A 26,481-nucleotide genomic window follows, 5' to 3' on the forward strand; every position below is an offset into this window, starting at 1 on the left:
CCGCAAGCGGATGCGTCCAGGCTGGCCGTTCGGCCAGGTCAGCGAGCCGGCACGGCGGTTCGCGTGATCCGGCCAGCAGGGGCAGCGGGTGCAACAGGGGCAGCAACCTTCGTATAGCGCGCGTCGGCGGCCCCCATCATCCCGGTCAGCGGGGCTTCACGCTGATCGAGATGGTGATCACGCTCGCGCTCGTCGGCATTCTTGCGTTCGCGATCATGCCGTTTTCCGAACTGATCGTGCAGCGCCAGAAGGAGCAGGAACTCGGCGCCGCGCTGCGCGAGATCCGCACCGCGGTCGATGCGTACAAGGATGCGAGCGACGCGGGGCAGATCGACAAGGAACCGGAAGCGTCCGGCTATCCTCCGTCGCTGGCCGTGCTGGTGACGGGCGTGAAGAACGCGAGGGATCCGAAGGGCGGCCTGATGATGTTCCTGCGCCGGGTGCCGCGCGATCCGTTCTTCGCCGGCGATCCCGATACGCCCGCCGAGGAGACCTGGGACGTGCGCGCCTATGGAACGCCGCCGGACCCGGCGGCGGGCGATCCCGCGGCCGGCGGGATATCCGGGAGCGCCGAGGCCGGCAAGGACGTGTTCGACGTGACCTCGAAATCCGCGCGTGTCGGCATCAACGGCATCCCGTACAAACAATGGTGACGGTGATCATGAACCCCGCTCGCATCCGCAGGACTCGCGGCTTCACGCTGATCGAGATCGTGGTCGTGATGGCCATCATCGGCCTGCTGCTGACGCTGGCGGTGCCTCGTTACATGCACAGCATCGAGCGCGGCAAGGAGCAGGTCCGGCAACAGAACATCGCGGTGATGCGCAACGCGATCGACCAGTACTACGGTGACAACGGTCAGTATCCCGAAACGATCGACGAGTTGGTCTCGAAACATTATCTGCGCGCGGTCCCGTTCGATCCGGTGAACGGCGACGACAAGTGGGCGGCGATCGCGTCGTCGGACGAGACCAAGCCGGGCGTCTACGACGTGGCGCCCGCGAGCAGCGCACAGGCTGCGCAGCCCGCTGCGATGAGCGTGCCGAAATGAGCCAGGCCGGCCGAGCCGCGCACGTCGTCGCGCGGGCGATGCGCGGCCGCCCGTGCACCGCGCGTCAGCGCGGGCTCGTGCTGCTGGCGCTGCTGATCGCGCTGATGCTGATGTCGATCGCGCTGGCGGGCGCGCTGGATGTCTGGTCGTTGCAGCGTCGCCGCGAGCAGGAGCGGCAACTGCTGTTCGTCGGCGATCAGTACCGGAGGGCGATCGTCCACTACTACCGGCTGGCGCGCGCCTATCCGGAAACCGTCGACGACCTGCTGGAAGACAGCCGCTTTCCGAAGCCGATCCATCATCTGCGCCGCGCGTATCCCGATCCGGTCACCGGTCGGAACGACTGGGGATTCCTGTGGCGCGCCGATCGCTTCTACGGCATCTACAGCAGCTCGGATCTGGCGACGATCAAGCGCGCGGGATTTCCGCCTCGGTATGTGGATTTCGAAGGCGAGGAAACCTACGGAAAGTGGCGCTTCCTTTATCTCGCCCCCGGCCTGATCGCGCCGGCCGACGGTGCGTCCGCTTCCACGCCCGCGCCTGCATCTGCGTCGGTGGGCAGCTTCCCGAGCCTTTCCGGGTTCGCGGGCGGATACCTGCCGGGGCAGGCGCGGTCCGGTCTGCGTTGATGGACGACGAAAAAAAGCGCGATGCCCACACGGGCATCGCGCATAAACCGGCGTGGAGCGCCGACGAATGAACGTGGTGAAGAAAGGGACGCCTGGTCAGGGACGCCCGGTTAGGGGACAGGTCCGCCTCGCGCGCCCGGTCAGGCCTTCGCGAGCTTGATGCTGGTCTGCTCGGCGGTCAGGTAGCCGACGCTGGCGCCGAAGCGGTCCTTGAAGTTCGCGCGCACGAGCGGATCGAGCGTCGGCTTGACCTTGTCGTGCAGCGGCGATTCCCAGTCGCCCGCGTGCTGGAAGTTGCTCATGATGTAGGTCCAGCCGTTGATCTCGTCGACCGCGTGCAGGCCCGTCGATTCGGCGCCGGCCGGGCACGACAGCACGCGCACGAGCGACTTCGTGTCGACGTTGTAGGCCCACAGGAAGTTGTTCACGTGCATGCCCGAGTCTTCGCCGATGAAGAGCGTGCGCAGCTTTTCGGAGAACTTCAGGTTGTCCGGGTTGGCGATCTTGTCCGGGTTCGCGAGGTTGCCGAGCGCGTCGGCCGCGGCGAGATCCTCGCCGACGAGCGCGGCCGGCGCGCCCATGTCGACCGGCACCCATTCGCTGTCGATCGCGCTGCCCGTCGTGTCGCGCTGGCTGCCCTTCAGGTTCAGTGCATAGACGGCGCCCGCGGCGATCTTCTTGTCGACCGCGACGTCGCGCGACACCGCATTGCCCTTGACCATCGACGTCTCGATCCGCGACATCGCCGTGTAGACGATCTTGTCCTTCGCGTTCACGGTCGTGCCTTCGAGCTTCGTGAACGCCATGCTGCCGCCGAGCAGCGCCGCGTAGCGGTGCGTCTCGAGGAACGCGGCCGCCTTTTCCATCCCCGGCTTGACGCGCATCCAGTTGAACTTGCCGCCGAAGTGGATCTTCGTGTAGCTCGCATCGTTCGGGTCGGTAGTCACCAGGTCCATGATGTCCGACGCCTTCAGCGTGTTCGCGAGCGCTTCGATCTCGCTGCTGGTCGCGTGGCCGATCTTGATCCACGTGAGCGTCGCGGTGCCCGCGCCGGCGGACGACGTCTGCGTCCACTTCGCGACGTACAGCGTGCCGGCCGACAGGTCGGCCGCCTTGTCGGCGACGAACATGAACAGGCCGCCGTTGGTGGCGTCGTCACCCATCATCACGGTGCGCTGGTCCGGCATCACCTGGATCAGCTCGTGCGAGATGCGGCCGAGGCAGTAGTGCTTCTTCACGCTGCCCGTGCCGTCCGGATTCACGGTGATCTCGGGCAGGTGGCCGTAGTGGTAGGGGTTCGCCTTCGTCTCGTCGCCGAAGGTGTTCTTGCTGAACGCCTTGAACTGCGCGTCGGTCGCGACCTTCGTCGCGTCCGGCTCGTACTCCTCGCTCGACAGGTGCGTGCCCCACGGCGACAGGCTCGCGCCGCACGTGATCCACAGCCCGTGCGCCTTCGACGTGTCGACGTTGTGGTACTTGACGACCTTCAGCGCGCCGTTGGCCGGATCCTGGTCGAGCGTCAGCACCGCGATCGGCGAAGGCAGCTGGCCGTATTGCGATGCGCTGGCCTGGTCGCGCGTCGTGTATTCGAACTGCACGACGGCGAACACCGTGTTGCCCTTCACGCCGGGCACGTTCGCGTTCTTCAGCGTCAGCAGCGAACTGCCGTCCGGGCAGTCGGAATAGAACTGGCGTTCCTTGCCGGCCACCGAGCGGTCGATGATCGGCTGGTTGTTGATGTCGTAGTAGCCGCCCGCGAGCGTCGTGCCGCCCTTGCCGTCCGGCACCAGGTCGCCCGTCACGAAGAACGGCCGGTACGCCAGCTTGAAGTTGCGCGCCGAGCCGTCAGAGAAGGACACCGACAGCGTCGAGCCGACCGTCGTCGTGGCCATCGCGGCCGCGTTGTCGAGCGTCGGGGCGGCCATCGCCGAGAACGTCGCCGACGTGTACGCGGCGGCGACCGGGGCCGGCGTCGACGCCGGATTGTCGTCGCCGCCGCAACCCGTCAGCAGGGCCGGCAGCGCGAGGCCGGAAAGCGGAAGCATCGGCGCGCCGGCGAGGATCTTCAGGGCCTGACGACGGGAAGTATTGGGCAACGCGGGCATGTGGAGTCCAGTTTCAGTTGTTGGAAGAATGGCCTTCGCGAAGCAGGCGGTCGGCAAGCTCGGCGAAGGCAAATTGAAAACTGGACGGAAGTGTAGGGACGCTAGATGAAAGTTTTTTGAATTGAAAGCGTAATAATGTGTCGGGCGGCCGTCAGGTGAACGGACGGCCGCCGGTCGCAAGCGTTTGCGCTCAATCGCGTTCGGGCGTCGCCGAGATGCGGTGGATCGACAGGTCCGCGCCGTCGAACTCGGCTTCGCGGTCGAGGCGCAGCCCGACGGTCGCTTTCAGCGCGCCGTAGACGAGCGTGCCGCCCGCGGTCGCGATCGCGATGCCGCCGAGCGTGCCGACGAGCTGCGACATGAACGACACGCCGCCGAGACCGCCGAGCGCGGGCAGGCCGAACACGCCGGCCGCGAGGCCGCCGAGCGCGCCGCACATGCCGTGCAACGGCCACACGCCGAGCACGTCGTCGATGCGCCACTTGTTCTGCACGCAGGTGAACATCGCGACGAACAGCGCGCCGGCCGCGGCGCCCGTGACGAGCGCGCCGATCGGGTGCATCACGTCGGAGCCCGCGCACACCGCGACGAGGCCCGCGAGCGGCCCGTTGTACGTGAAGCCCGGGTCGTTGCGGCCGGCCATCCACGCGGCGAGCGTGCCGCCCACCATCGCCATCAGCGAGTTCACGGCGACGAGGCCGCTGATCTTGTCGAGCGTCTGCGCGCTCATCACGTTGAAGCCGAACCAGCCGACCGCGAGCACCCACGCGCCGAGCGCGAGGAACGGGATGTTCGACGGCGGGTGCGCGGCGATCCGGCCGTCCTTCGCATAGCGGCCGTGGCGCGCGCCGAGCAGCAGCACGGCCGGCAGCGCGACCCAGCCGCCGAACGCGTGCACGACGACGGAACCCGCGAAATCATGGAACGGCGCACCGAACGCGTGCGTGAGCCAGGCCTGCACGCCGAAGCGTTCGTTCCAGGCGATCCCTTCGAAGAACGGATAGATGAAGCCGACGATGATCAGCGTCGCCACGAGCTGCGGATTGAACTTCGCGCGTTCGGCGATGCCGCCGGACACGATCGCGGGGATCGCCGCCGCGAAGGTCAACAGGAAGAAGAAGCGCACGAGCGCATAGCCGCTGTGCTGCGACAGCGTGCCGATGTCGTCGAAGAACTCGACGCCGTACGCGATCGTGTAGCCGATGAAGAAATACGCGAGCGTCGACACCGAGAAGTCGACCAGGATCTTCACGAGCGCGTTGACCTGGTTCTTCTTGCGGACCGTGCCGAGTTCGAGAAAAGCAAAGCCCGCGTGCATCGCGAGCACCATGACGGCGCCGATCAACAGGAACAGTGTATCGACGCCGGATTTCAGACCATCCATGCCGTGGCTTCCTTGCGCAAAAAACGGGCGAGGAACGCAAGTATCGAGCCAACTTGGTGAACGGCTGCGTGGAGTTGGTGCTTCAACACCGTGTGGTGCGGCAATCCGGTGAATCGTGCACGGGAAGGGGGCGCGGCCGATGCGGATGCGATGTGATGCGGGGTGCACGTGTGTGGTGCGACACGTGCGGAACTGGTGCGTGTAATGTGCCGATTGGCACGGTGTGGTGCGTCGTGGTGCGCGAAGGTATGTCGCTGCGCACCGTTCCGGCGCATCAGTGACGCGGGAACAGCAGCGGCGGCCGGCGCAGCCGCAGCGCGCACGCGGACCAGTAGGCGGCGACGGTCGTCAGCCCGAGGGCGGCAAACGCGAGTGCCGCGAAGCCTGCAAGCGACTGCCCGTCGGCGGTGGGGCCGAGGATGCCTTCCGCGACGATCAGCGCGGCCGTCCAGAAGCCGATCACGGCCTGCGTGAGCAGGCGCGCGGACGCGACGCGGCGTGGGCGCCCGGATTCGGCCAGGCGGTGCGGCGACGGCGGGCGCAGGCACAGGAACAGGGTGGCGGCGAGCACGGCGGCCAGGGCGATGAGCCAGTCGACGAGAAAATTCATGAGAAAAAAGGGGCGTCCAAAGCGGATTGAAGCGTGCCCACTTTAGTGTCCTCGCGTGTTCGATTAAATCAGACGAGTCCGAAATTGAAAGCCATTTTTAATCACGGCGCGTGATTGGCCCTGTTCCACAGGCGGTATCATCGACGTCGGTCCAACCACGAGGCCGCGCGACGCGCGGCCGGAGATTGCTGATGAACATGAAGACATCGCGGGCGCGTCGCGTGCCCGGGTCCGTACTGGCGGCCGTGGCCGCCGGTGCGCTGTTGTTGCTCGCGGGCTGCGAGAAGTCCGGTGCGCCGGTCACGCAACCCGATACGGCCGCGAGCGCGGCCGCCGATGCCGCGAACAATGCGGCCAAGGCGCTCGACCAGGTGGCGAGCACCGTCAACCAGCAGCTCAACGCCGCGAAGGCCGGCATCGCGTCCGCGGCGTCGGCCGTGCCGCCGCTGTCCGCGAGCGGCCTCGCATCCGCCGCGCAGGCGCAGATCGACGCGGCCGCGTCCGCGGTCGTCGCGCATGCGGCTTCCGAAGCCGGCGCGAAGATCGCCGAAGCCGGCAAGAAGCTCCAGCAGTGGAGCCAGCAGAATGCGTCGGGCGCCAAGCCCGCGAGCGGAGAGTGACGCGGGCTTGCATGATCCGCTAAATGTAATTATAGTAGTTACATATGTCGCCGGCTGCGGGATGGGCCGGCGTCGTCAAGTGAGTCAGGAATGAATACCAGCAGCCGGTTCGCGTTTGCCGTCCACGTGCTTGCCTTGCTGTCGATGCAGGAGGGCGTGCCGTTGTCGTCCGACATCATCGCGGGCAGCGTGAACACGAATCCGGCGCTGATCCGCCGGTTGCTGTCGATGCTGGCGGCCGCAGGGCTGACCACGTCGCAACTGGGTGCGGGCGGCGGTGCGCTGCTGGCGCGCGAGCCCGGCGCGATCACGCTGCTCGACGTGTATCGCGCGGTCGACGATGCGCAACTGTTTGCGCTGCACCGTGAGGCGCCGAATCCGGCGTGTCTCGTCGGGCGGCACATCCAGGGCGCGCTGATCGACTACATCGGCGACGCGCAGCGTGCGATGGAAGCATCGCTTGGCACGCGCACGCTGGCCGACGTCACGGCCGACGTGCTGGATCTGGAGCAGCGCACGCAGCAGGCGACACGCGCCGGCGGGTGAGCGGCGGCAGGGCAGGAAGCCGGACGGCGCGAGATGCGTGGCGACCGGCACAACGGGGGCTTTGCCCCGTTTTTTTCGGTCTTATATGTAATTAACTACGTTACATATTTTTCTTACTGGAGAATCGATATGACGCAACGTACCTTGAATATCGCGCTGTTCGGCGCCACCGGCACGATCGGCTCGCGCATCGCCGCGGAAGCTGCACGACGCGGCCATCGCGTGACCGCGCTGTCGCGCCATCCGGGTGCAGCCGGCGACGGCATCACCGCGAAGGCGGCCGACCTGTTCGACGCGGCCAGCATTGCGGCCGCGCTGCCGGGCCATGACGTCGTCGCAAGCGCGTACGGTCCGAAGCAGGATGATGCGGCGAAGGTCGTCGCCGCTGCGAAGGCGCTGGTCGCCGGCACGCGCCAGGCGGGGCTGAAGCGGCTCGTGGTGGTGGGCGGCGCGGGTTCGCTCGAAGTTGCGCCGGGCAAGCAGCTCGTCGACAGCGAGGGTTTCCCGGAAGCGTACAAGGCGGTCGCGCTCGCGCACCGCGACGCGCTCGACTACCTGAAGACGGTCGGCGATCTCGACTGGACGTTCTTCGCACCGGCCGCGCTGATCGCCCCGGGCGAGCGGACGGGTACGTTCCGCACGGGCGTCGGCAAGCTGATCGTGGACGCGCAAGGCAACAGCAAGATCTCGGCGGAAGACTACGCGATCGCGTTCGTCGACGCGCTCGAGCAAGGCAGCTTCGTGCACGAGATCGCGACGGTCGCGTATTGAGCGGTGCGCTGACGCTGGCCCGTGGCGCGTGAGCGCCGGGCTGGCCGCGACGTGCAGGAACGCCAGGCGATTCCACCTTCACGGGCGGGATCGCCTGTTTCATTTGGCGCGTGCGGTGTGGCGGAGGATCCGCTCGCTCCGCGCGCGTACCGGATCGGTATTTATACCGGTCGACGCGGCGAAGCCGTTTTCATATTGTTCCCCGTTGTGCAGGATGAATAGAATAAATTTCTATCTACGAGGGACTGGAGAAATGGACGCCATCGATCGCAAGCTGCTGGAGCTGTTGCAGGCGGATGCCACGCTGCCGATCGCGGAACTGGCGCAGCGCGTGAACCTGTCGCAGACGCCGTGCTGGAAGCGCGTGCAGCGGCTCAAGGAAACCGGCGCGATTCGCGCGCAGGTTGCGCTGTGCGATCCGCGCAAGCTCGGGGTCGGCACGACCGTGTTCGTCGCGATCCGCACGAACCAGCACACCGAGGAATGGGCGCAGCGTTTCACGCAGGCCGTGCGCGACATGCCGGAAGTGGTCGAGGTGTACCGGATGAGCGGCGAGACCGATTACCTGCTGCGCGTCGTGGTGACCGGCATCGACGATTACGACCGCGTCTACAAGCAGTTGATTCGCGCGGTGCCGCTGTTCGACGTCAGCTCGTCGTTTGCGATGGAGCAGATCAAGTATTCGACTGCGCTGCCCGTGCGCGATCTTGCCGAGCCGGCCTGACGCGGCAATGAAGCGCAGCAACGAAACGCGGCGATGAAACGACGCGGGCGCGCGTCGCGCCCGCGAGTTCAGCGGCCGCGCGCCAGTGCGCGCGCGCGTTGGTCGGCCAGCGCGTCGCGGCGCACGAAATCCGCGACGAACGCGCTGGCCGGATGGTGATGCAGCGCGTACGGCGTATCCCATTGCGCGAGCTGGCCGTCCTTCATCACGCCGATCCGGTCGGCGATCGCGAACGCCTCGGCCTGGTTGTGCGTGACGAGGATCGCGGTGTGGCCCGTGCGTTTCAGGATGTCGCGCAGCTCGAACGCAAGCCGCTCGCGCATATCGACGTCGAGATTCGAGAACGGTTCGTCGAGCAGCAGTAGCTCCGGTGACGGTGCGAGCGCACGCGCGAGTGCGACGCGCTGCTGCTGGCCGCCCGACAGCTCGTGTGGATACGCGCCGCCGGAATCGGCGAGGCCGACGAGTTCGAGCATCTCCGCGACACGCAGGCGCCGTTCGGCCTTCGGCATGCGCCGCAGGCCGAAGGCGACGTTGTCCGCCGCGCTCAGGTGCGGGAACAGCGCGTAATCCTGGAACATCATGCCGATGCGCCGCCGCTCGGGCGGCACGTCGAGCGATGGCGCCGCGACGGGCACGCCGTCCAGGATGATGCGCCCCATGCGCACCGGCTCGAAGCCGGCGATCGCGCGCAGCACGGTGGTCTTGCCGCAGCCGGACGCGCCGAGCAGGCAGCCGATGTCGCCGCGCGGCAGCGCGAGGCTCAGCCCGTCGACCACGGTGCGGCGGCCGTGCGGCGAGTCGTAGGCGAGGCAGAGGTCGTCGAGTTCGAGCAGGTTCACGGTGTCAGGCTCCGATCTTGTGGCGGGTGCGGGCGAGCAGGATCACGGGCACGAGCCCGGCCAGCACGATCGCGAGCGCGGCGACCGCGCCTTCCTCGTAGGTGCCGCGCGCGGCTTCCGCATACAGCCAGGTCGCGAGCGTGTCGAAGTTCAGCGGACGCAGCAGCAGCGTCGCCGGCAATTCCTTCATCGCGTCGACGAACACCAGCAGCGCGCTCGTCGTGAGCGCGGGCCGCAGCAGCGGCAGGTGCACGCGGCGCAGCGTGCCGCCGGCCGTCTCGCCGAGCGAGCGCGCCGCCTGTTCCAGCGACGGCGGGATGCGCGCGAGGCCGGCCTCGATGCTGCCGGCCTGGATCGCGAGAAAGCGCACGGTATAGGCGATCACGAGCGCGGCGGTCGAACCCATCAGCAGCAGCCCGTCGCGGCCGAGCGCCGCGCCGAACAGCCGGTCGGCCGCCGCGAACGGGATCAGCAGGCCGATCGCGAGCACGGTGCCGGGCACCGCATAGCCGAGGCTCGCGATTCTCGCGCCCACGCGGGCCGGGCCGGCGCGGGCGCTGTCGCGTTGCGCGCGCGCCGCCCATGCGACGACGAGCCCGCACACGAGCGTCGCGAGGGTGGCGGCGGTGGCGATCGTCAGTGTGTTCGCGAGCCCGGTCATCAGTTGTGCGGATACGCCGCCGACCAGGTGCAGCCGCTTGGCCGTCTCGACCGCGAGGTACGCGGCCGGTGCGCCGAAGCCGAGCAGCACGGGCAGCCAGCCGAGCACCGCGGCGCCCAAGGCCGCCGTGCCCGTCAGGCGGCGCGGCGCGATCGGCCGCATGCGCCGGCCATGCGCATAGCGCTGGCGGCGGCGTCCGTAGCGTTCGAGCACGATCATGCCGACGACGATCGCGAGCATCGCGAGCGCGATCTGCGCGGCGCCGGCGAGATCGGAGCGCGTGATCCACGTCGTGTAGACGGACACGGTCAGCGTCTGCACACCAAGGAATTCCGACGCGCCGATATCGTTCAGCGTTTCGAGCAGCGCGAGGCTCACGCCCACCGCGATCGCGGGCCGCGCGAGCGGCACGACGACGCGCCAGAACGTGGCCATGCGTCCCGCGCCGAGCGTGCGCGCGGCTTCGAGCAGGCTCGCGGACTGCGTGACGAACATCGCGCGCGTGCTCAGGTAAACATAGGGATACAGCACGAAGCCGAGCACGAAGATCGCGCCGGGCAGCGAACGCAGGTCGGGCAGGCGGAACTGGCGCGGGCTGTCGAAGCCGAGCAGCCAGCGGACCGCGCCCTGTACCGGGCCGATCGGGTGCAGCAGGTCGAGATAGGCGAATGCGACGATGTAGGTGGGAACCGCGAGCGGCAGCAGCAGCGCCCACGTCAGCATCCGGCGGCCGGGAAAGTCATACGCGGTGACGAGCCACGCGCAGCCCGTGCCGACGATCGACACGATCGTGCCGACACCCGCGAGCAGCAGCAGCGTATTGACGAGTGCCTGCGGCAGCACGAATTCGGCGAGATGGCGCCAGTGCGCGAGATCGGCGTCGAACGCGGCGGCCACGAGCACCGCAAGCGGCGCCGCGACCGCCGCGGCGATCGCCAGCGCCGCGAGCAGCCACAGGCTGCCCGCGCGCGGCAACACGCGCAGCCGGCAGGGCGGGCGGCGCGCGGCGCCGGCGGTGGTTGCGTCAGTTGTCAAAACCGACCTTGTCGACCAACTGGCTCGCCTGCTTGCGATGCTTCGCGATGTCCGCCAGCGGCAGCGGGTCGATCTTCAGCGTGCCGAAGCTGGCGATCACCGGGTCGAGCTTCACGTTCGCGCGCACCGGGTATTCGTAGTTCGCCTGCGCATACAGCGCCTGCGCTTCCGGCGACACGAGGTACTCGAGCAGTTTCACCGCGTTGGCCTTGTGCGGCGCGTGCTTCGCGACCGTCGCGCCGCTGATGTTCACGTGCGTGCCGCCGCTCTTCGCGTTCGCGAACGTCGGCCGCACGACCTTGATCGCGTCGCCCCACTTGCGCGCGTCGCTGCCGGGCTCCGCGTTCTTCATGTGACCGACGTAGTAAGCGTTCGCGAGGCCGACGTCGCAGATGCCGCCGAGGATGTCGCGCGCGACGTCGCGGTCGCCGCCCGTTGCCTTGCGCGCGAGGTTCGCCTTCACGCCGCGCAGCCACTTCTCGGTCGCCGCTTCGCCATCGTGCGCGATCATCGCCGCGACGAGCGCCGTGTTGTACGGGTGCTGGCCCGAGCGGATGCAGACCTTGCCCTTCCATTTCGGATCGGCGAGATCCTCGTAGCGGAACGCGTCGACCTTCAGGTCCTTCTCGACGTACAGCACGCGATCGCGCAGCGACAGCGCGTACCAGTCGCCGTTCGCGCCGCGCAGGTTCGCGGGAATCGCGTCGTCGAGCGCCTTCGAGCGCACCGGCTGCGTGAGCCCGCCGTCGACGAGATCGAGCAGGTTGCCGACGTCGACCGTCATCAGCACGTCGGCCGGCGACTGCGCGCCTTCCGCCTTCACACGCTCGAGCAGGCCGTCCTTCACGAACACCGTGTTGACCTTGACGCCGCTCTGCTTCGTGAACGCGTCGATGAGCGGCTGGATCAGCTTCGGTTCGCGGGTGGTGTACAGGCTCACTTCCTCGGCTGCCTGGGCCAGCGGCGCGAAAGCGGCGGCGGCAAGGGCGAGGGCGCCGGCAAGCGGCAGCAGGCGGGTGCGCGGATTCGACATGAAGACTCCGGAAGGGGCAGGTGGACGAAGGGAGCGTTCCGGAGCGCGCCTGCCGCCCGAGCGATCCGAAACATTACAAAATGAAAGACTCGAGATTCTAGATCGAAATGGGAACGATTATCAAATGAAAGCTTGCGAGGGCGGGGGGAGGGCGGGGAAGGGGGGCCGGAAACGGCGCGTCGCAGCGGGCGCGCAAGCGCGTAGAATGCCCGCTTCGATGAATTTGACGGAGTCGCCCCGACCATGAACGATCAGCGCAAGAAGAACCCTGTCCGCAACGTGAGCATCCTGATCGTCGTGGCCGTGCTGCTCGTGATCGGGACGATCCTGTACAACGCGATTTCGCAGAAGCACGCGTACGACGAGGCCCATCCGGCCGAGGCCGCGAGCGCGGCGTCGCACTGACGTGCCGATGCGCGGCCCGGCGGGCCGCGCCCGCAGGTGGATGCGAAGGGGAGGAATCCCCGGCTGCTGGCGCGCGGGATGCCGCGCGGAGCCGGGCGAGAAGCGGGCGCCGGAACCGGCGCGCCGCGTAGGCAGGTCAGTCGTGCGTCAACGTGACGCAGGGGCGAATTTCGGGCGGATCCGTGCGTAGAACACGACCGCGAGCAGCGCGAGCCACGCCGCGCCGACGTACAACGCGACGCGCGTGTCCTCGAACCAGCCGAGCATCACGATCACGAAGCCCATGAACGCGATCGTCAGTGCCGGCGCGACCGGCCACAACGGCACCTTGAACTTCAGCGCCGCGACTTCGGCGCTCGACAGCCGGCGGCGCATCGCAACCTGCGACAGCAGGATCATCAGCCACACCCACACGGTGGCGAACGTCGCGATCGCCGCGACCATCAGGAACACGTCCTTCGGCATCAGGTAGTTGAGCAGCACGCCGACGAGCAGCGCGACCGCCATCACGAGCACCGTGACCCACGGCACACCGTGCCGCGACGTCGTCATCAGCACGGCAGGCGCCTGGCCCTGGCGCGCCATCCCGAACATCATCCGGCCCGCGCCGAAGATGTCGCTGTTGATCGCGGAGATCGCCGCGCTGATCACGACCAAGTTGAGGATCGTCGCGGCCGACTTCACGCCGAGTGCCGAGAAGATCTGCACGAACGGGCTGCCGTCGTTGCCGACGCCCGTCCACGGGCTGATCGACATCAGCACGACCATCGTCAGCACGTAGAACAGCAGGATGCGCGCGGGCACCGCGTTGATCGCGCGCGGAATCACGCGCTCCGGATCCTTCGCCTCGCCGGCGCTCATGCCGATCACCTCGATCCCGCCGTACGCGAAGATCACGACCGACAGCGACGCGATCAGCCCGCCGACGCCGTTCGGCAGGAAGCCGCCATGGTTCCACAGGTTCGCGAACGTCGGCACGTCGGCCGAGTGGCCGAAGTGCATGCCGGTCAGCAGGATCGCGACGCCGCCGCCGATCATCGCAATGATCGCGCCGACCTTGATGATCGACAGCCAGAACTCGAGCTCGCCGAACACCTTCACGTGGCACAGGTTCAGCCCGCAGATGATCGCGACGACGCCGAGCACCCAGATCCATTGCGGGACATCCGGAAACCAGAAGCCCATGTAGATGCCGAACGCGGTGATGTCGGCGATCGCGACGATCACCATTTCGAGCGTGTAGGTCCAGCCGGTGACGAATCCGGCGAACGGGCCGAGGTTCTCGGTCGCGTAGTGGCCGAACGAGCCGGCGACGGGTTCGCGCACGGCCATCTCGCCGAGCGCGCGCATCACCATGTAGACGGCCGCGCCGCCCAGGATGTACGCCAGGATCACGGCCGGGCCCGCGAGCTGGATCGCGGACGCCGACCCGTAGAACAGGCCCGTGCCGATCGCCGAACCCAGCGCGAGAAAGCGGATGTGCCGCGCGCTCAGGTGGCGCTGCAAGTTTTTCATCGTGTCTCCGATATCGTTATGCGACGGACCGGGCGAGCGGAGCCGGTCCGATTGTCTCAAGTTGTCTATACAACTTAAATGTGAACGAATGATAACAAGCCGGGCCGGGTGACCGGAATCGGGTATTCCCTGACTGGCGCGACGGGCGCAATGGGGGGCTGGGTGGTCGCGCCTGGAGGGTGCGGGCCGCGTGGAACGGGCGGGTCATGCTTCGGGGATCGCTGAATCGGGGAGCGCCGGGGCCGATCCGCGGCATGCGCGGGCCGGCCACCGGCGGGGTAAAGCCTGGGTCAGGCGGGCAGGCGGATCACGCTCGCATCCTTGCGGATCAGCAGCGACGACGCCAGCATCTGTTTGCACTGGTGCGCGAGCACCTTCAGGTCGTGCGTGAGCTCGGCCCCCACCGCATCGGATTTCTCCGCGGACACGACCATCGCGTCGAGGTCGCGCGTGATCTGCTTTGACGCGTCGAGCTGGCCGGCGGGCGGCGGCTCGCCCGCCTCCGCCTTCTCGAGATTGTCGAGCACCGCGGCGAGGCCGCGATGCAGCGCGTCGTCGTGGAGGAGGCTGCCGTCGGCCGCGCAGGCCGTGCGGATCAGCGGCGCGGCGGCCGTGATCTGCGCGCCGAGCACGTGCGTCTGCACGAGCAGGTCGTTCAGTTCGGGCACGAAGCGCTGGTGCGCCTTCGGCTCGATCATCATCCGCTGGAACGCCTGCCCGAGATTCGCGAACGCGATGTGCACGTCCTTGCGCGCGAGGCGGTAGCGGTAGTCGTCGTCGAGGGCCGTGGCCGGCGTCTCGATGGCCGCGGCGACCACCGGCACGACGGCCGCGCCGTCGGCGGCCGGCACCGGCGGCGGCGACATGCCGCGCCCCGCGCGCCACACGGCCTCGAAATACTTGCGGGTGGCGGTGAGCATGTCGGCGACCTGCTTGCCCATCAGCCGGTATTCCCAGTACGGGAACAGCCGGCTCGCGGCGATCGCGATCATGCAGCCGACCACCGTGTCGATCGCGCGCTCGCCGATGATCCGCATGCTGCCCGGCGCGAGCAGGTGGAACATCAGCAGCACGTACGACGACGTGAACACGACGCTCGCCGCGTAGTTGAACAGCAGCAGGCTGTAGCTCATCACCATCGACCCGAACATGATCGCGATCAGCAGGTGCGTATCCTTGACCGTGTAGATCAGCGCGACGCTCGCCGCGCAGCCGATCAGCGTACCGACGATACGCGCCGCGTTGCGCTGCTTGGTCAGCGAGTAGCCGGGCTTCAGGATGATGATGGTGGTCATCACGATCCAGTACGCGTTCGTGAGCGGCAGCAGCCGGCCGATCCAGAAGCCGACCGCCACGGCGATCGTCACGCGCAGCGCATGGCGAAAGCTCGGCGAGCGCATGTTCAGGTTCGAGAAGATCAGCAGCGGCGACATGCGGCGGCGCTGCAGGAAGCGCGTGAGCGCCTTGTCGATCTTCAGTTCGGTTTGCTGCGGATCGGCGCGGCCCGACAGGTTGCGGCGCATCCGGTCGATCAGGCGCGTCGCGCTCCAGATGCGCCGGAACGTGGCCAGCACGGCCGCATACGCTTCCGCGTTGGTGGCCGGGAAGTTCTTCTTGCGCATCAGCTCGATCTCGTACTCGATCGCGCGCAGCTCGGCCTTCACGCTGATGTGCGAATGCGGCGCGCGGTTTTCGAGCACCGAGAGGCCGACCTCCTCGAGATCGGCGGCGGCCTTGCGGATCAGGTCGCGATAGAAAATGATCAGGTCCGAGCCGCCGAACGTATTGCGCACGAGCGGGTAATCGGTGTGCGCGCCGACGAACAGCTCGTGCAGGTCGACGCTGTTGATGAACAGGTTGTACATCGTCGTGCGGCCGGGGTCGAGCTTGCCGCGCCGCAGCTTCGGCAGGTTGCGCAGCACGATGTCGCGCGCGGTTTCCTGCGTTTCGACCGCCGTGATCTGCTTCGCGACGAGATTGCGGTAGCACTCGTCGAGGTCGGCATCGAGATCGTAGAACTGCGCGCGCGCGAGCAGGTAGTCGGCGCACGCGAACAGGCTCTCGGCCAGCGCCTGCTGCTCGATCCGGCGCGCCTGCCATTGCGATACGAGCGTGGCCCAGTACGTGTACCAGAGGCCGCCCGCGAGAATCCAGCCGGCGTTGATGAATGCCTGCAGCGGCGTGAACTTCTCCTCGAGCGTCATCACCATCATGAACAGCGTCGCGAAGCTGATCTGCGGCCAGCGGTTGCCGTAGACGACGATCAGCGACAGCACGAAGGTGAGCGGCACGATGGTGAGCCACAGCACGAAGATGTTCGGTGTCGCGAGGCCGGTGGCGAGCGCGGCCAGAAAACCGATCACGCTGCAAGCGAGCATTTCGTTGTGCTTGTACTTGAGCGGGCCCGGCATGTCGACGACGCAGGCGCCGAGCGCGCCCGTCGAGATCGTGAAGCCGAGCTCCCGGTTGTGAAACACGATCAGGCACAGCACGGCCGGCAGCGAGACGCCGACCGCGATCCGCAGGCCGCCGAAAAAGTACTGGCTGTAGAAAAACTTTCTGATTTCGACCGAATAGCGCATCGATGGGCTGAATAGCAGACGAAGACGCCCGGGGGCGGCATCTTGACTGGCGACGAGTCTATCGTATTTCGCGGTCCGTAAAACCTGGCTTTCCGGACGAGGTTCGCGACGGCGGCCCATTTGCTATCCTTGGTGATCCTGTTCGCCCGGCCCGGCCGGCGCGAGGTTCCGACGCCTGCCTCATGCTCCATCTCTTCTATTCGAACCGTCACGAAACGCTGGCCGATGCGCTGCTCGAGGATCTGGCCGCGTTCCCGGCCCGCAATGGCCCGTGGGCGTCGCAACAGGTCATCGTGCCGAGCGCGGCGCTGCGCCGCCGTCTCGAGCTCGACATCGCCGCGCGCAACGGCGTGTGCGCGAACGTCGAGTTCACGTATCTCGCCCAATGGCTGTGGGCGCAGATCGGCCGCGTGCTGACGGTCCCTGCGCGTTCGCCGTTCGCACCCGATCGCCTCGTGTGGCGCTGCTACCGGCTGTTTGCACAGGCGAACGACGGTGCGCCATGGCTCGCGTCGCCGCGGCTGGCCGCGTATCTGTCCGCGTCGGACGATGCGATGCGCTACGAGCTGGCGCACCGCGTCGCGGCCGTGCTCGATCATTACCTGACTTATCGTCCCGAATGGCTGGCCGCGTGGCAGGCCGGCGAGTCCGTGCTCGCGGGTGACGGCGCGCCGCGCGGGATCAGCGACGCCGCGCGCGACGACGAACGCTGGCAGGCCGCGCTGTGGCGCGCGCTGCTCGCCGAGCTGAGCGACAGCGGCACGCCGCCGGCGCATCGTTTCCTCGTCGAGGCACGCCATCTCGATCCCGACGCCATCGCGCGCGCGGACTGGCCGGAATCGGTCAGCGTGTTCGCGCTGCCGACGATGCCGCCGCTGCACGTCGCGTTGCTGCGCGAGCTGTCGCGCTGGATCGACGTGCGCGTCTATGCGCTGAACCCGTGCCGCGAATTCTGGTTCGACATCGTGACCGCCGCGCATGCCGAGGCGCTCGATGCGGCCGGGCGGCTCGATTACCAGGAAGTCGGCCATCCGCTGCTCGCCGAATGGGGCCGGCAGACCCAGGCGCAGCTGCACATGCTGCACGAGCTGACTGAAAGCGCTGCGTCGGGCGACGCGTCGCGTTTCGTCGAGAATCCCGCGCCGACGTGGCTCGCGCGCGTGCAGAACGCGATCCTCGAACTGCAGCCGGAGGCCGAAATCGGCGATACGCCGGCCGAGCGCGGGATCGAGGTGCACGTGTGCCACAGCCTCGCGCGCCAGCTCGAGGTGCTGCACGACCGGCTGCTCGCGTGGTTCGACGCCGACGCGAGCCTGCAACCGTCCGACGTGCTCGTCGCGGTGGCCGATCTCGCGGCGGCCGGGCCGCTGATCGACGCCGTGTTCGGCACGGCCGGCGCCGGCGGCTCGCGTGTGCCTTACCGGATCACCGGCCTGCCGCCGTCGCAGGCGAACCCGGTCGCGCGCGTGCTGCTCGACTGGCTCGCGTTGCCGGAGCGGCAGGTCGGCGCGCCCGAACTGGTCGAATGGCTGCGCGTCGACGCGGTGGCGGCGCGCTACGGTATCGATGCGGCGGCGCTCGAGACGGTGCAGACCTGGCTCGCGGCCGCCGGCGCGCGGCGCGGGCTGTCGCCGCTCGCGAGCGACGACGCGGCCGTGCCGTCGCCGCGCCATACGTTCTCCGATGCGCTCGCGCGGCTCTTTCTCGGTTATGCGATGCCGGAAGGCGCGGCGCCGGTCGGCGCGTGGCTGCCGATCGAGGCGGCCACCGGCAGCGAGGCCGAACTGCTCGGCCGGCTCGCACGCTTCACCGACGATCTCGACGGCTTCGCGCGGCGGCTGGCCGAATCGCATACGCCGCAAGGCTGGAGCGAGCTGTTCGCCGACACGCTCGCGCGGTTCTTCGATTCGGGCGCCGCGTATGCGGACGCGCTCGCGGGCGTGCGCGACGCGCTCGACGCGATGCTGGCCGCGATGACGGAGGGCGCGCCCGACGAAGCGTTGCCGGCGGCCGTCGTCCGGGCGGGGCTGGCCGCCGCGCTCGACGATCCGGCGCGCGGCGGCGTGCCGTGGGGCGGCGTCACGTTCTCGTCGCTGACGAGCCTGCGCGGCTTGCCGTATCGCGTCGTCTGCCTGCTCGGGATGGACGATGGCGTGCTGCCGAGCCTCGCGCGTGCCGACGAATTCGACCTGATGGCCGTGTTGCCGAAGCTCGGCGACCGCCAGCGCCGCGACGACGAGCGCAACCTGTTTCTCGACCTGCTGCTCGCCGCGCGCGACCGGCTGATGATCGCGTACACCGGCCGCAGCATTCGCGACAACGCGCCGTTGCCGCCCGCGGCACTCGTCGACGAACTGCTCGACCATCTCGCGCTCGTCACGGCCGGGCCCGACGCGGCGCCGGACGCGGTCGATGCCGCGCGGCGCGCATTCGTCGTCGAGCATCCGCTGCAACCGTTCGCGGCCGCGTATTTCCAGCCCGGCAGCGACCTCGTTTCCTTTGATGCCGAGCGTGCGACGCTCGCAACGTTGCTGGCCGCCGAGGCGTCGCGCGACGGGCCGCGCGAGGTGCCGTTCTTCGCGCAGCCGCTGCCGCCCGAACCGGTCGAGCCTGTCGCATTCAGCGAATTCGAACGCTTCTGGCGGCATCCCGCGCGTGCGCTGCTGCGCGCGCGGCTCGGCATCGTGCTCGCCGACGCGCAGGCCGAACTGCTCGACACCGAACCGTTCGCACTCGACTTCGCCGGCAGCGATGCGCTCGCCGAGCGCGTGCTGCCGCTGCTAATCGAGTCGGACGAGGGCGGCGTGCACGATCACGCGCTGCGCATTGCGGACGCGAGCCCCGAACTGCCGGGCGGTGCGACCGGCGCCGTGTGGCGCGACCAGGCGCTCGGTTCGATGACGCAGCTTGCGTCGAACGTGCGCCGCGCACTGGCCGACGGGATGGAGCGGCGGCCGTTCACGCTCACCGTCGTACCGGCCTGGCCGGACACCGAACAGGCGCTGTTCGGCGCCGACGACGCGCGGCTGGCGGGCGACGCGGTGAGCGCGCCGCTCGACCTGCACGGCACGCTGAACCGGCTCACGCCGGCCGGACAGATCATCTATCGCTATGCACGGCCGAGTGCGCGCGACTACCTGTCCGCATGGCTCGCGCATCTCGTCTACTGCGCGGTGGACCCTGACGGCCCGCGCCGCACGCTGTGGTTCGGCAGCGGCGGTGCGTTCGAGCTGACGCCCGTCGCGGCGCCGCTCGAGCAGCTCGCGCCGCTCGCCGCGCTGTTTCGCGCAGGGCGGCGCATGCCGCTGCGGTTTTTCCCGCGCAGCGCGTGGGCGAGGGTGTCCGACGGCGAGGCGAAGGCCGCGAGCGTCTGGATCAACGAGCGGGTCGTGAGCGAAGCCGACGATCCCGCCATCGCGATCGCGTGGCGCGGCGCGCATGCATCGCTCGACGAGCCGTTCGGCACGCTCGCGCGGCTCGTGTTCGATCCGCTCGTCGCGCATCTGAAGGAGGTCGCATGAGCGCCGTGTCACAGCCGCAGCAGGCGCTCGAACTCGACGTGTTCGCGTGCCCGCTCGACGGTGTCAACCAGATCGAGGCATCGGCCGGTACCGGCAAGACCTGGAACATCTGCGCGCTGTATGTGCGCCTGCTGCTGGAGAAGGATCTCGGTGCGGATGAAATCCTCGTCGTGACCTTCACGAAAGCGGCGACCGCCGAGCTGCACGAGCGGATTCGCGGTCGCCTCGCGCAGCTCGCGCATGCGCTCGACACGGGTGACGACGGCGGCGATCCATTCATCGAGCGTCTGCTCGAAACCACGCTTGGCGAAGACGGCGCGCTCGATCCCGAAACGGCCGCGAAGCGGATCCGGCGTGCGCTGCGCGCGTTCGACCAGGCCGCGATCCATACGATCCATGCGTTCTGTCAGCGCGCGCTGCAGGAAGCGCCGTTCGCGGCGGCGATGCCGTTCGCGTTCGACATGGAGGCCGACGACGCGTCGCTGCGCTTCGAGCTCGCCGCTGATTTCTGGCGCACGCGCGTCGAGCCGGCGGCCGCGCGCTGGCCGGGCTTCGCGACCTGGCTCGTCGAATCGGGCGCCGGCCCGGCCGCGCTCGATGCGCAGCTCGCGCGCCGGCTGAAGAAGCCGCTCGCCGCGCTGCGGTGGGACGGCGTGACCGAGCCGGACGAATCGGCCGAGGCGGCGGCTGCAGAATGCTTCGCCGAGGCCGGGCGGATGTGGGCGGCCGAACGCGAAGCGATCGATGCGTTGCTGCGCACCGCGCAGCCCGCGCTCAACCAGCGCTCGCATAAACCCGAAGCGGTTGCCGATGCGCTGGCCGCATGGGCCGCGCATTTCGCGCAGGGCGACGCGACGGCTGCGCTGCCGAAGGCCGCGCTGAAGCTCACGCGCACCGCGCTCGTGAAGGCCACGAAAAAAGGCGGCGCGACGCCCGAACACGCATTCTTCGACGTGGCCGATGCGCTCGAAGCGGCCGTGGCGGCGGCCGAGGCCGCGCAGCGCGCACGCTGGCTCGCGCTGATCGCCGAATGGCTCGACATGGCGCCGGGCGAGTTGGCCGAGCGCAAGCGCACGCGGCGCGTCGTCTCGTTCGACGATCTGCTCGCGAACCTGTACCACGCGCTGCATGCGCATCCGTGGCTCGCCGAGACGCTGCGCGCGCGCTATCCGGCCGCGCTGATCGACGAGTTCCAGGATACCGACCCGCTGCAGTTCGCGATCTTCGACCGGATCTTCGCGCCGGGTGGCCCGCTGTTTCTGGTCGGCGATCCGAAGCAGGCGATCTACAGCTTCCGCGCGGCCGATCTGCATACCTATCTTGCCGCGCGCGCACGGGCGAGCGAGCGTTATACGCTCGCGGTCAACCAGCGGTCGACGCCCGCGATCGTCGATGCGTGCAACCGCTTCTTCATGTCGAATCCGCGCGCGTTCGTGCTCGACGGGCTCGACTACTACGCGGTGCGTGCCGGCACGCGCGTGCGCGCGCCGTTCATCGACGCAACCGATCCGGGCCCGGCAGGCGACTTCCGGGTGTGGGCGTTGCCCGGTGGCGAAGGCACGTTGCTCAAGCGTGATGCGCAGGCACAGGCCGCGCAGGCCTGTGCCGCCGAGATCGCGCGGCTGATGCGCGGCGCGCGCGAAGGACGCGTGCGGCTCGGCGATACGCCGCTGTCGCCGGGCAACATCGCTGTGCTGGTGCAGACGCACCGGCAGGGCAGTCTCGTGAAGCGCGTGCTGTCGACGTGGGGCATCGGCAGCGTCGAACTGGCGCAGGCTTCGGTGTTCTCGACCCATGACGCCGAGCAGCTCGAACGCGTGCTGGCGGCGATCGATGCACCGGGCGACCTGCGGCGCTTGCGCGCGGCGCTCGCATCCGACTGGTTCGGCCTCGATGCCGGTGCGCTGTGGCGGATGGAGCAGGGCGACGGCGATGCACAACGGGAAGCATCGGCGGCGGACAGCGCCGACGCGATGAGCTGGGTCGAGCGCTTCTCGCGGTATCGGCTGTTGTGGCGCGAACGCGGCTTCGCGGTGATGTGGCGCACGTTCACGCGGGAGTTGCGGATTGCCGAGCGGCTGATGGCCGGCGCGGACGGCGAACGCCGTGTGACCGACATCAACCATCTGGCCGAACTGACGCAGGCACGCGCGTCCGCGCAGCCGGGCATCGCGCCGACGCTGCGCTGGCTCGCCGCGCAACGGCTCGACGGCGGCGGCGAGGAAGCGCAGCTGCGGCTCGAATCCGATCGCAACCTCGTGCAGATCGTCACCGTGCACAAGTCGAAAGGCCTCGAATACGCGATCGTGTTCTGTCCGTTCCTGAACGACGGCGGGTTGCGCGAGCCGCCCGCGTCCGCGTTGCCCGATGCGCGCGAGTATCACGACGATGCGGGCGACGCGGTGCTGCATTACGGCTGCGACGACGAGGCAGCCGAGCATGCGGCGCGGCAGGCGCTGCGCGAGCAGGCGGCGGAACGCGCGCGGCTCGTCTACGTGGCGCTCACGCGCGCGGTCTATCGCTGCTACGTCGTCGCCGGGCCATACCTGTCGTCGCGCTCGACGCGTGAATCACGGCGTAGCGTGCTCAACTGGCTCGTCGCGGGCGCAGGCCAGTCGTTCGATGCATGGCTCGACGAGCCGCCCGACGAAGCCGCGCTCGATGCGGCGTGGCAGGCGCTCGCGGGTGGCCCCGTGAGCGTCGCGCCGCTGCCGGCGCCCGTGCGCCCCGAGCGTCTCGCGGCCGGGCACGACGCGTCGCAGACGCTCGCGGCGCGCCATGCGACACGTGTGCTGCGCGATGCGTGGCGGATGGCCAGCTTCAGTTCGCTGACCGCGTCGATGGCGCGCGAGGAGGCGGGTGTCGCGGCCGTGCCCGACGACGAGCTGCGGCCCGACCACGATGCGCTTGCCGCGGTGGCGCCGGATGGCGAGTGGCTATTGGCCGATACGGTTGCGCCCGAGCCGCCGGACGACGATATCCTCGTGTTCCCGCGCGGCGCGGCGGCCGGCGAGTGCCTGCACCGTCTGTTCGAACTCAGCCGCTTCACCGAGCCCGAGTCGTGGCCCAGGGCCGCGCTCGGCGCGTTGCACGACCGGCCGGTCGAGGCCGTGCCCGAGCTGGCTGCGCGCCTGCCGGCAATGATGGTGCAGCTGGTCGACGATGTCGTGCGCACCGAGCTCGTGCCGGGCATGCGGCTTGCCGATCTCGATCCCGCGAAGCGGCTCGACGAAATGGGTTTCCTGTTCCCGGCGCCCGCGCTCGACCTGATGGCGCTGCGCCGCCTGCTGGTCGCGCACGGCTACCCGGACGTTGCACTGGAGGCGGGCATGCTCGCCGGTTTCATCAAGGGTTTCATCGACATGATCGTCGAACACGACGGCCGCTTCTGGATCGTCGACTGGAAGTCGAACCATCTCGGCACGACGCCGGACGCCTATGGCCCGCGCGCGCTCGACGTCGCGATGGCCGATCACGCGTATCACCTGCAGGCGCTGCTCTATACGGTCGCACTGCACCGCTACCTGCGCGGGCGGCTGCCCCACTATGACTACGACACGCATGTCGCGGGCTACCTGTACCTGTTCGTGCGTGGTGTACGGCCCGGCTGGCGCAGCGACGGCAAACCGGCCGGCGTGCATGCGCGGCGGCCCGAGCGCGCGCTCGTCGACGCACTCGACCGGATGATGGACGGGGGCCGCGCATGAACGCGCAGGACGACACGCTCGAATTTACCGGCGGCCTCGTCGCGCGCCTGCCCGAACCTGCCGATTTCGGTATCGCACTCGCGGAAGGGTTTGCGCGTCGCATCGGCGACCTTTCCCGCCGTGCCGGCGCACCGGCCGTGGCCGCGCGCTGGGCCGCGCGCGCCGCTTTCGCGACGAGTCGTGCGACCGCGGGCGGCCACGTGTGCGTCGCGCTCGGCGCGCTCGCGCAGCGCTACGAAGCACCGCTCGACGAAGTCCGCTCGGCGCTTGCCGCGAGCGGCGTGGTCGCGTTCGGCACGCTCGCACGCGGCGACGAGCGGCCGCTGATCGTCGACCGCCACGACCACCTGTACCTGTCGCGCTATTTCGACTACGAACGGCGCCTTGCCGATGCGCTCGTCGCGCAGGCCGGCGTGGCCGCGCCGGACGACGGTCTCGCGCCCGACCGGTTGCGCGACAGCCTCGCGCGTTACTTCGGGCCGGCAACCGGCGAAGTCGACTGGCAGCGCGTCGCGGCGATCGTCGCGCTGACGGGCCGCGTGACGATCGTCAGCGGCGGCCCGGGCACGGGCAAGACGACGACCGTCGTCGGCGTGCTGGCCTGTCTGCTCGACGCGCATCCGGGGCTGCGCGTCGCGCTGGCCGCGCCGACCGGCAAGGCCGCGCAGCGGATGCAGGAAGCGCTGCATGCACGGGCCGGCGACCTGCCGCCCGAACTCGCGGCGCGCCTGCCGGAGACGTCGTTCACGCTGCACCGGCTGCTGGGCGGTGGCGGGGCGGCCGGCTTCCGGCATCATCGCGACAATCCGCTGCCGTACGACCTGATCGTCGTCGACGAGGCGTCGATGATCGACGTCGCGCTCGCCGCGCATCTGCTCGATGCGCTCGCGCCGGGCGCGCGGCTCGTGCTGCTCGGTGACAAGGACCAACTGGCCGCGGTCGAGGCGGGCGCCGTGTTCGCAGAGTTGAGCGCGCGGCCGGCGTTTACCGCCGCGGCGCGCACGCGCATCGCGCAGGCGCTCGGCATCGACGAGGCGGCATTCGTCGCGGCGCTGCCGGTGCAGGACGAAGCCGCGACCGCAGCGATTCCGGCTGCAGATCCGGTTTCCGCCGCGGCCCGGGCGCCGGCGCCTGCCGCGGCCGCTACGCGCAAACCGGCGTCGCGACGGAAAGTCGATGAGCGACAGGCATCGCTTTTCGACGACGAACCGCAGGATCACGCAGTTTCGACGACCAGCGTCGCGCCGCCGCCGGCCGCAGGTCCGGTGCTGACCGAAACCGGTGAGCCTGGTGAGGCTGGCGCGACAGGCGACGCCCCCGCGTGGATCGAGGTCGACGAACTTGCGTGGCTCGACGCCGTCGAGCTGCCGCCGTTCGACGCGGGAGACGCGGCGCTTGCGTCGATCACTTCGATATTGCCGGACGAAACGGCCGCCGCGCCAGCCACGCCCGCACCCGCACCGCTCGCCGACTGCGTGGTCTGGCTCGAACGCAATTACCGCTTCGGTCTCGATTCGCCGATCGGGCGGCTGTCGCTCGCGATCCGCAGCGGCGACGTGCAGGCCGCGCTCGACGCGCTGCCCGCCGACGATTCGTCTGCCGCATCATTCCACGACGATGCGGGCGAGTCGCTCGCGTCGTCGACGGTCGATCGGCTCGCGCGGCGCTTCGGTGCTTACCTCGACGCGTTGCGCGACACGCTGGCCGCGCCGGTGCCCGATCCGCTGCCGCTGTTCGACGCGCTCAACCGGTTCCGGATCCTGTGCGCAACCCGCAGCGGCTTGCGCGGCGCGGAGCACGTCAATGCGCTCGTGGCCGCGCACGTGCGCCACGCGGCGCGGGTGCCGCTGGCGGTCGGCGCGCACTGGTTCACGGGGCGGCCGATCATGGTGACGCGCAACGACTATGCGCTCGGGCTGTTCAACGGCGATATCGGCATTGCGCTGCCCGACGCGCACGGCGTGCTGCGCGTGTGGTTCAGGCGTGCGGACGGCACCGCGCGCGCGGTATCGCCGGCCGCGCTGCCGCCGCACGAAACCGCGTTCGCGCTGACGGTCCACAAGTCGCAGGGCTCGGAATTCGACGAAGCCGCGCTCGTGCTGCCGGCGTCGTTCGGCCGCGTGCTCACGCGTGAACTCGTCTATACGGCCGTCACGCGTGCCCGCACACGTGTGCAGGTGATCGGGCCGCGGCGCGTGCTGGCGCAGGCGGTCGCGACGCGTACGCAGCGCGATTCGGGGCTCGCGGCACGCGTCGACGAGGCGCTGGCACGGCGCCGCGGGGAGGCTACGCGATGATGATCCGCTATACGCTCGATCCGGCCGAAGTCGAATGGACGGCCGTGCGCGCGCAGGGCGCGGGCGGCCAGAACGTGAACAAGGTATCGAGCGCGATCCACCTGCGCTTCGATATCCGCGCGTCGTCGTTGCCGCCCGTCATCAAGGAGCGGCTCCTCGCCCTGTCCGACCAGCGCATCACGCGCGACGGCATCGTCGTGATCAAGTCGCAGGAATATCGCACCCAGGAAAAGAACCGCGAAGCCGCGCTGGCGCGACTCGATGCATTGATCAGCGGCGTTGCATTCACGCCGCGCGCGCGGGTCGCCACGCGGCCGACGCGTGCGTCGAAGGAGCGGCGGCTCGAGCACAAGTCGCGCCGCAGCGTGGTGAAGTCGGGGAGAGGGAAGGTGATCGACTGACGAATCGATGGCGGGTGAACGACTGGCGCGCGCGTCGTTTGC

General features: G+C 69.1%; 20 protein-coding genes. 12 read left to right on the forward strand and 8 right to left on the reverse strand.

Features of this window, described 5'->3' with window-relative positions:
• The first annotated feature begins 113 nt into the window (after positions 1-113).
• Genes F3J15_RS17095 through F3J15_RS17105 form a run of 3 tightly spaced genes read left to right on the forward strand, consistent with a single transcriptional unit; the run spans position 114 to position 1,680 of the window.
• The gene (locus tag F3J15_RS17095) at positions 114-653 is read left to right on the forward strand and encodes a type II secretion system protein (RefSeq protein WP_166892930.1); all 540 of its coding nucleotides are present in this window, start codon (positions 114-116) and stop codon (positions 651-653) included.
• A gap of 8 nt (positions 654-661) precedes the next feature.
• A complete protein-coding gene (locus F3J15_RS17100; RefSeq protein WP_166892821.1) occupies positions 662-1,051 on the forward strand; it encodes a prepilin-type N-terminal cleavage/methylation domain-containing protein in 390 nt (129 codons plus the stop codon).
• Positions 1,048-1,680, forward strand: coding sequence for a type II secretion system protein (locus tag F3J15_RS17105; protein ID WP_240159348.1), 633 nt, complete (start codon positions 1,048-1,050; stop codon positions 1,678-1,680). The genes F3J15_RS17100 and F3J15_RS17105 overlap by 4 nt, the downstream gene beginning before the upstream one ends.
• Positions 1,681-1,820: 140 nt before the next feature.
• Here F3J15_RS17105 and F3J15_RS17110 read toward each other — a convergent pair whose 3' ends face one another.
• The 3 genes from F3J15_RS17110 to F3J15_RS17120 form a co-directional block, all read right to left on the reverse strand.
• Complete coding sequence (locus F3J15_RS17110) at positions 1,821-3,785, reverse strand: alkaline phosphatase PhoX (protein WP_166892824.1); 1,965 nt, start codon at positions 3,783-3,785, stop codon at positions 1,821-1,823.
• A gap of 190 nt (positions 3,786-3,975) precedes the next feature.
• Positions 3,976-5,169 carry an ammonium transporter gene (locus F3J15_RS17115; protein WP_069247559.1) on the reverse strand — a complete coding sequence of 398 codons (1,194 nt, stop codon included), beginning with the start codon at positions 5,167-5,169 and terminating at the stop codon, positions 3,976-3,978.
• A 274-nt stretch (positions 5,170-5,443) separates the two neighbouring features.
• The gene (locus F3J15_RS17120) at positions 5,444-5,779 is read right to left on the reverse strand and encodes a hypothetical protein (protein ID WP_166892827.1); all 336 of its coding nucleotides are present in this window, start codon (positions 5,777-5,779) and stop codon (positions 5,444-5,446) included.
• 191 nt (positions 5,780-5,970) lie between these two features.
• Here F3J15_RS17120 and F3J15_RS17125 point away from each other — a divergent pair, with 191 nt between their 5' ends.
• The 4 genes from F3J15_RS17125 to F3J15_RS17140 all read left to right on the forward strand — a co-directional run bounded on the left by F3J15_RS17125 (position 5,971) and on the right by F3J15_RS17140 (position 8,440).
• On the forward strand, positions 5,971-6,399 hold the full coding sequence (locus F3J15_RS17125) for a hypothetical protein (protein WP_166892830.1): 429 nt from the start codon (positions 5,971-5,973) through the stop codon (positions 6,397-6,399).
• 90 nt (positions 6,400-6,489) lie between these two features.
• Positions 6,490-6,945 (forward strand): Rrf2 family transcriptional regulator, encoded by a 456-nt coding sequence (locus F3J15_RS17130; RefSeq protein ID WP_069247562.1) that lies wholly within the window; start codon positions 6,490-6,492, stop codon positions 6,943-6,945.
• Between the two features lie 129 nt (positions 6,946-7,074).
• Positions 7,075-7,716 carry an NAD(P)H-binding protein gene (locus F3J15_RS17135; protein WP_089445273.1) on the forward strand — a complete coding sequence of 214 codons (642 nt, stop codon included), beginning with the start codon at positions 7,075-7,077 and terminating at the stop codon, positions 7,714-7,716.
• A gap of 253 nt (positions 7,717-7,969) precedes the next feature.
• Positions 7,970-8,440: an Lrp/AsnC family transcriptional regulator gene (locus F3J15_RS17140; RefSeq protein WP_069247564.1), complete on the forward strand. Its 471-nt coding sequence runs from the start codon at positions 7,970-7,972 to the stop codon at positions 8,438-8,440.
• A gap of 68 nt (positions 8,441-8,508) precedes the next feature.
• Here F3J15_RS17140 and F3J15_RS17145 read toward each other — a convergent pair whose 3' ends face one another.
• From F3J15_RS17145 to F3J15_RS17155, 3 genes are read right to left on the reverse strand one after another with little or no spacing between them, the layout of a single operon-like run.
• Positions 8,509-9,282 (reverse strand): ABC transporter ATP-binding protein, encoded by a 774-nt coding sequence (locus F3J15_RS17145; protein WP_166892833.1) that lies wholly within the window; start codon positions 9,280-9,282, stop codon positions 8,509-8,511.
• Positions 9,283-9,286: 4 nt separating this feature from the next.
• Positions 9,287-10,927: an iron ABC transporter permease gene (locus tag F3J15_RS17150; RefSeq protein WP_240161522.1), complete on the reverse strand. Its 1,641-nt coding sequence runs from the start codon at positions 10,925-10,927 to the stop codon at positions 9,287-9,289.
• Positions 10,928-10,967: 40 nt separating this feature from the next.
• Positions 10,968-12,011, reverse strand: coding sequence for a Fe(3+) ABC transporter substrate-binding protein (locus tag F3J15_RS17155; RefSeq protein WP_043182119.1), 1,044 nt, complete (start codon positions 12,009-12,011; stop codon positions 10,968-10,970).
• 243 nt (positions 12,012-12,254) lie between these two features.
• Between F3J15_RS17155 and F3J15_RS17160 the strand changes: the two genes are divergently transcribed.
• The gene (locus tag F3J15_RS17160; protein ID WP_006476417.1) at positions 12,255-12,416 is read left to right on the forward strand and encodes a hypothetical protein; all 162 of its coding nucleotides are present in this window, start codon (positions 12,255-12,257) and stop codon (positions 12,414-12,416) included.
• Positions 12,417-12,563: 147 nt separating this feature from the next.
• Here F3J15_RS17160 and F3J15_RS17165 read toward each other — a convergent pair whose 3' ends face one another.
• Both F3J15_RS17165 and F3J15_RS17170 read right to left on the reverse strand, forming a co-directional pair.
• On the reverse strand, positions 12,564-13,931 hold the full coding sequence (locus F3J15_RS17165) for an amino acid permease (protein WP_166892839.1): 1,368 nt from the start codon (positions 13,929-13,931) through the stop codon (positions 12,564-12,566).
• Between the two features lie 290 nt (positions 13,932-14,221).
• The gene (locus F3J15_RS17170) at positions 14,222-16,513 is read right to left on the reverse strand and encodes an FUSC family membrane protein (protein ID WP_166892842.1); all 2,292 of its coding nucleotides are present in this window, start codon (positions 16,511-16,513) and stop codon (positions 14,222-14,224) included.
• A gap of 182 nt (positions 16,514-16,695) precedes the next feature.
• Here F3J15_RS17170 and recC point away from each other — a divergent pair, with 182 nt between their 5' ends.
• Genes recC through arfB form a run of 4 tightly spaced genes read left to right on the forward strand, consistent with a single transcriptional unit; the run spans position 16,696 to position 26,439 of the window.
• Entirely contained in the window at positions 16,696-20,034 is a 3,339-nt protein-coding gene (gene recC / locus F3J15_RS17175) for an exodeoxyribonuclease V subunit gamma (protein WP_166892845.1), read from the forward strand.
• Positions 20,031-23,741, forward strand: a complete 3,711-nt coding sequence (gene recB, locus F3J15_RS17180; RefSeq protein WP_166892848.1) for an exodeoxyribonuclease V subunit beta — start codon at positions 20,031-20,033, stop codon at positions 23,739-23,741. Before recC ends, recB begins: the two co-directional genes overlap by 4 nt.
• The gene (locus F3J15_RS17185; protein ID WP_166892850.1) at positions 23,738-26,038 is read left to right on the forward strand and encodes an AAA family ATPase; all 2,301 of its coding nucleotides are present in this window, start codon (positions 23,738-23,740) and stop codon (positions 26,036-26,038) included. The genes recB and F3J15_RS17185 overlap by 4 nt, the downstream gene beginning before the upstream one ends.
• Positions 26,035-26,439 (forward strand): alternative ribosome rescue aminoacyl-tRNA hydrolase ArfB, encoded by a 405-nt coding sequence (gene arfB, locus F3J15_RS17190; RefSeq protein WP_039352282.1) that lies wholly within the window; start codon positions 26,035-26,037, stop codon positions 26,437-26,439. The genes F3J15_RS17185 and arfB overlap by 4 nt, the downstream gene beginning before the upstream one ends.
• Positions 26,440-26,481: the final 42 nt, after the last annotated feature.

The organism is Burkholderia sp. Ap-955 (genome assembly GCF_011753045.1).
Taxonomy (GTDB): domain Bacteria; phylum Pseudomonadota; class Gammaproteobacteria; order Burkholderiales; family Burkholderiaceae; genus Burkholderia; species Burkholderia lata_D.

Excerpts from the sequence above, each read along its gene's own strand:
- F3J15_RS17100 (WP_166892821.1), top strand. The coding sequence starts at position 662 with ATGAACCCCGCTCGCATCCGCAGGACTCGCGGCTTCACGCTGATCGAG.
- F3J15_RS17105 (WP_240159348.1), top strand. The coding sequence starts at position 1,048 with ATGAGCCAGGCCGGCCGAGCCGCGCACGTCGTCGCGCGGGCGATGCGC.
- F3J15_RS17110 (WP_166892824.1), bottom strand. The coding sequence starts at position 3,785 with ATGCCCGCGTTGCCCAATACTTCCCGTCGTCAGGCCCTGAAGATCCTC.
- F3J15_RS17115 (WP_069247559.1), bottom strand. The coding sequence starts at position 5,169 with ATGGATGGTCTGAAATCCGGCGTCGATACACTGTTCCTGTTGATCGGC.
- F3J15_RS17120 (WP_166892827.1), bottom strand. The coding sequence starts at position 5,779 with ATGAATTTTCTCGTCGACTGGCTCATCGCCCTGGCCGCCGTGCTCGCC.
- F3J15_RS17125 (WP_166892830.1), top strand. The coding sequence starts at position 5,971 with ATGAACATGAAGACATCGCGGGCGCGTCGCGTGCCCGGGTCCGTACTG.
- F3J15_RS17130 (WP_069247562.1), top strand. The coding sequence starts at position 6,490 with ATGAATACCAGCAGCCGGTTCGCGTTTGCCGTCCACGTGCTTGCCTTG.
- F3J15_RS17135 (WP_089445273.1), top strand. The coding sequence starts at position 7,075 with ATGACGCAACGTACCTTGAATATCGCGCTGTTCGGCGCCACCGGCACG.
- F3J15_RS17140 (WP_069247564.1), top strand. The coding sequence starts at position 7,970 with ATGGACGCCATCGATCGCAAGCTGCTGGAGCTGTTGCAGGCGGATGCC.
- F3J15_RS17155 (WP_043182119.1), bottom strand. The coding sequence starts at position 12,011 with ATGTCGAATCCGCGCACCCGCCTGCTGCCGCTTGCCGGCGCCCTCGCC.
- F3J15_RS17160 (WP_006476417.1), top strand. The coding sequence starts at position 12,255 with ATGAACGATCAGCGCAAGAAGAACCCTGTCCGCAACGTGAGCATCCTG.
- F3J15_RS17165 (WP_166892839.1), bottom strand. The coding sequence starts at position 13,931 with ATGAAAAACTTGCAGCGCCACCTGAGCGCGCGGCACATCCGCTTTCTC.
- F3J15_RS17170 (WP_166892842.1), bottom strand. The coding sequence starts at position 16,513 with ATGCGCTATTCGGTCGAAATCAGAAAGTTTTTCTACAGCCAGTACTTT.
- recC (WP_166892845.1), top strand. The coding sequence starts at position 16,696 with ATGCTCCATCTCTTCTATTCGAACCGTCACGAAACGCTGGCCGATGCG.
- recB (WP_166892848.1), top strand. The coding sequence starts at position 20,031 with ATGAGCGCCGTGTCACAGCCGCAGCAGGCGCTCGAACTCGACGTGTTC.
- F3J15_RS17185 (WP_166892850.1), top strand. The coding sequence starts at position 23,738 with ATGAACGCGCAGGACGACACGCTCGAATTTACCGGCGGCCTCGTCGCG.
- arfB (WP_039352282.1), top strand. The coding sequence starts at position 26,035 with ATGATGATCCGCTATACGCTCGATCCGGCCGAAGTCGAATGGACGGCC.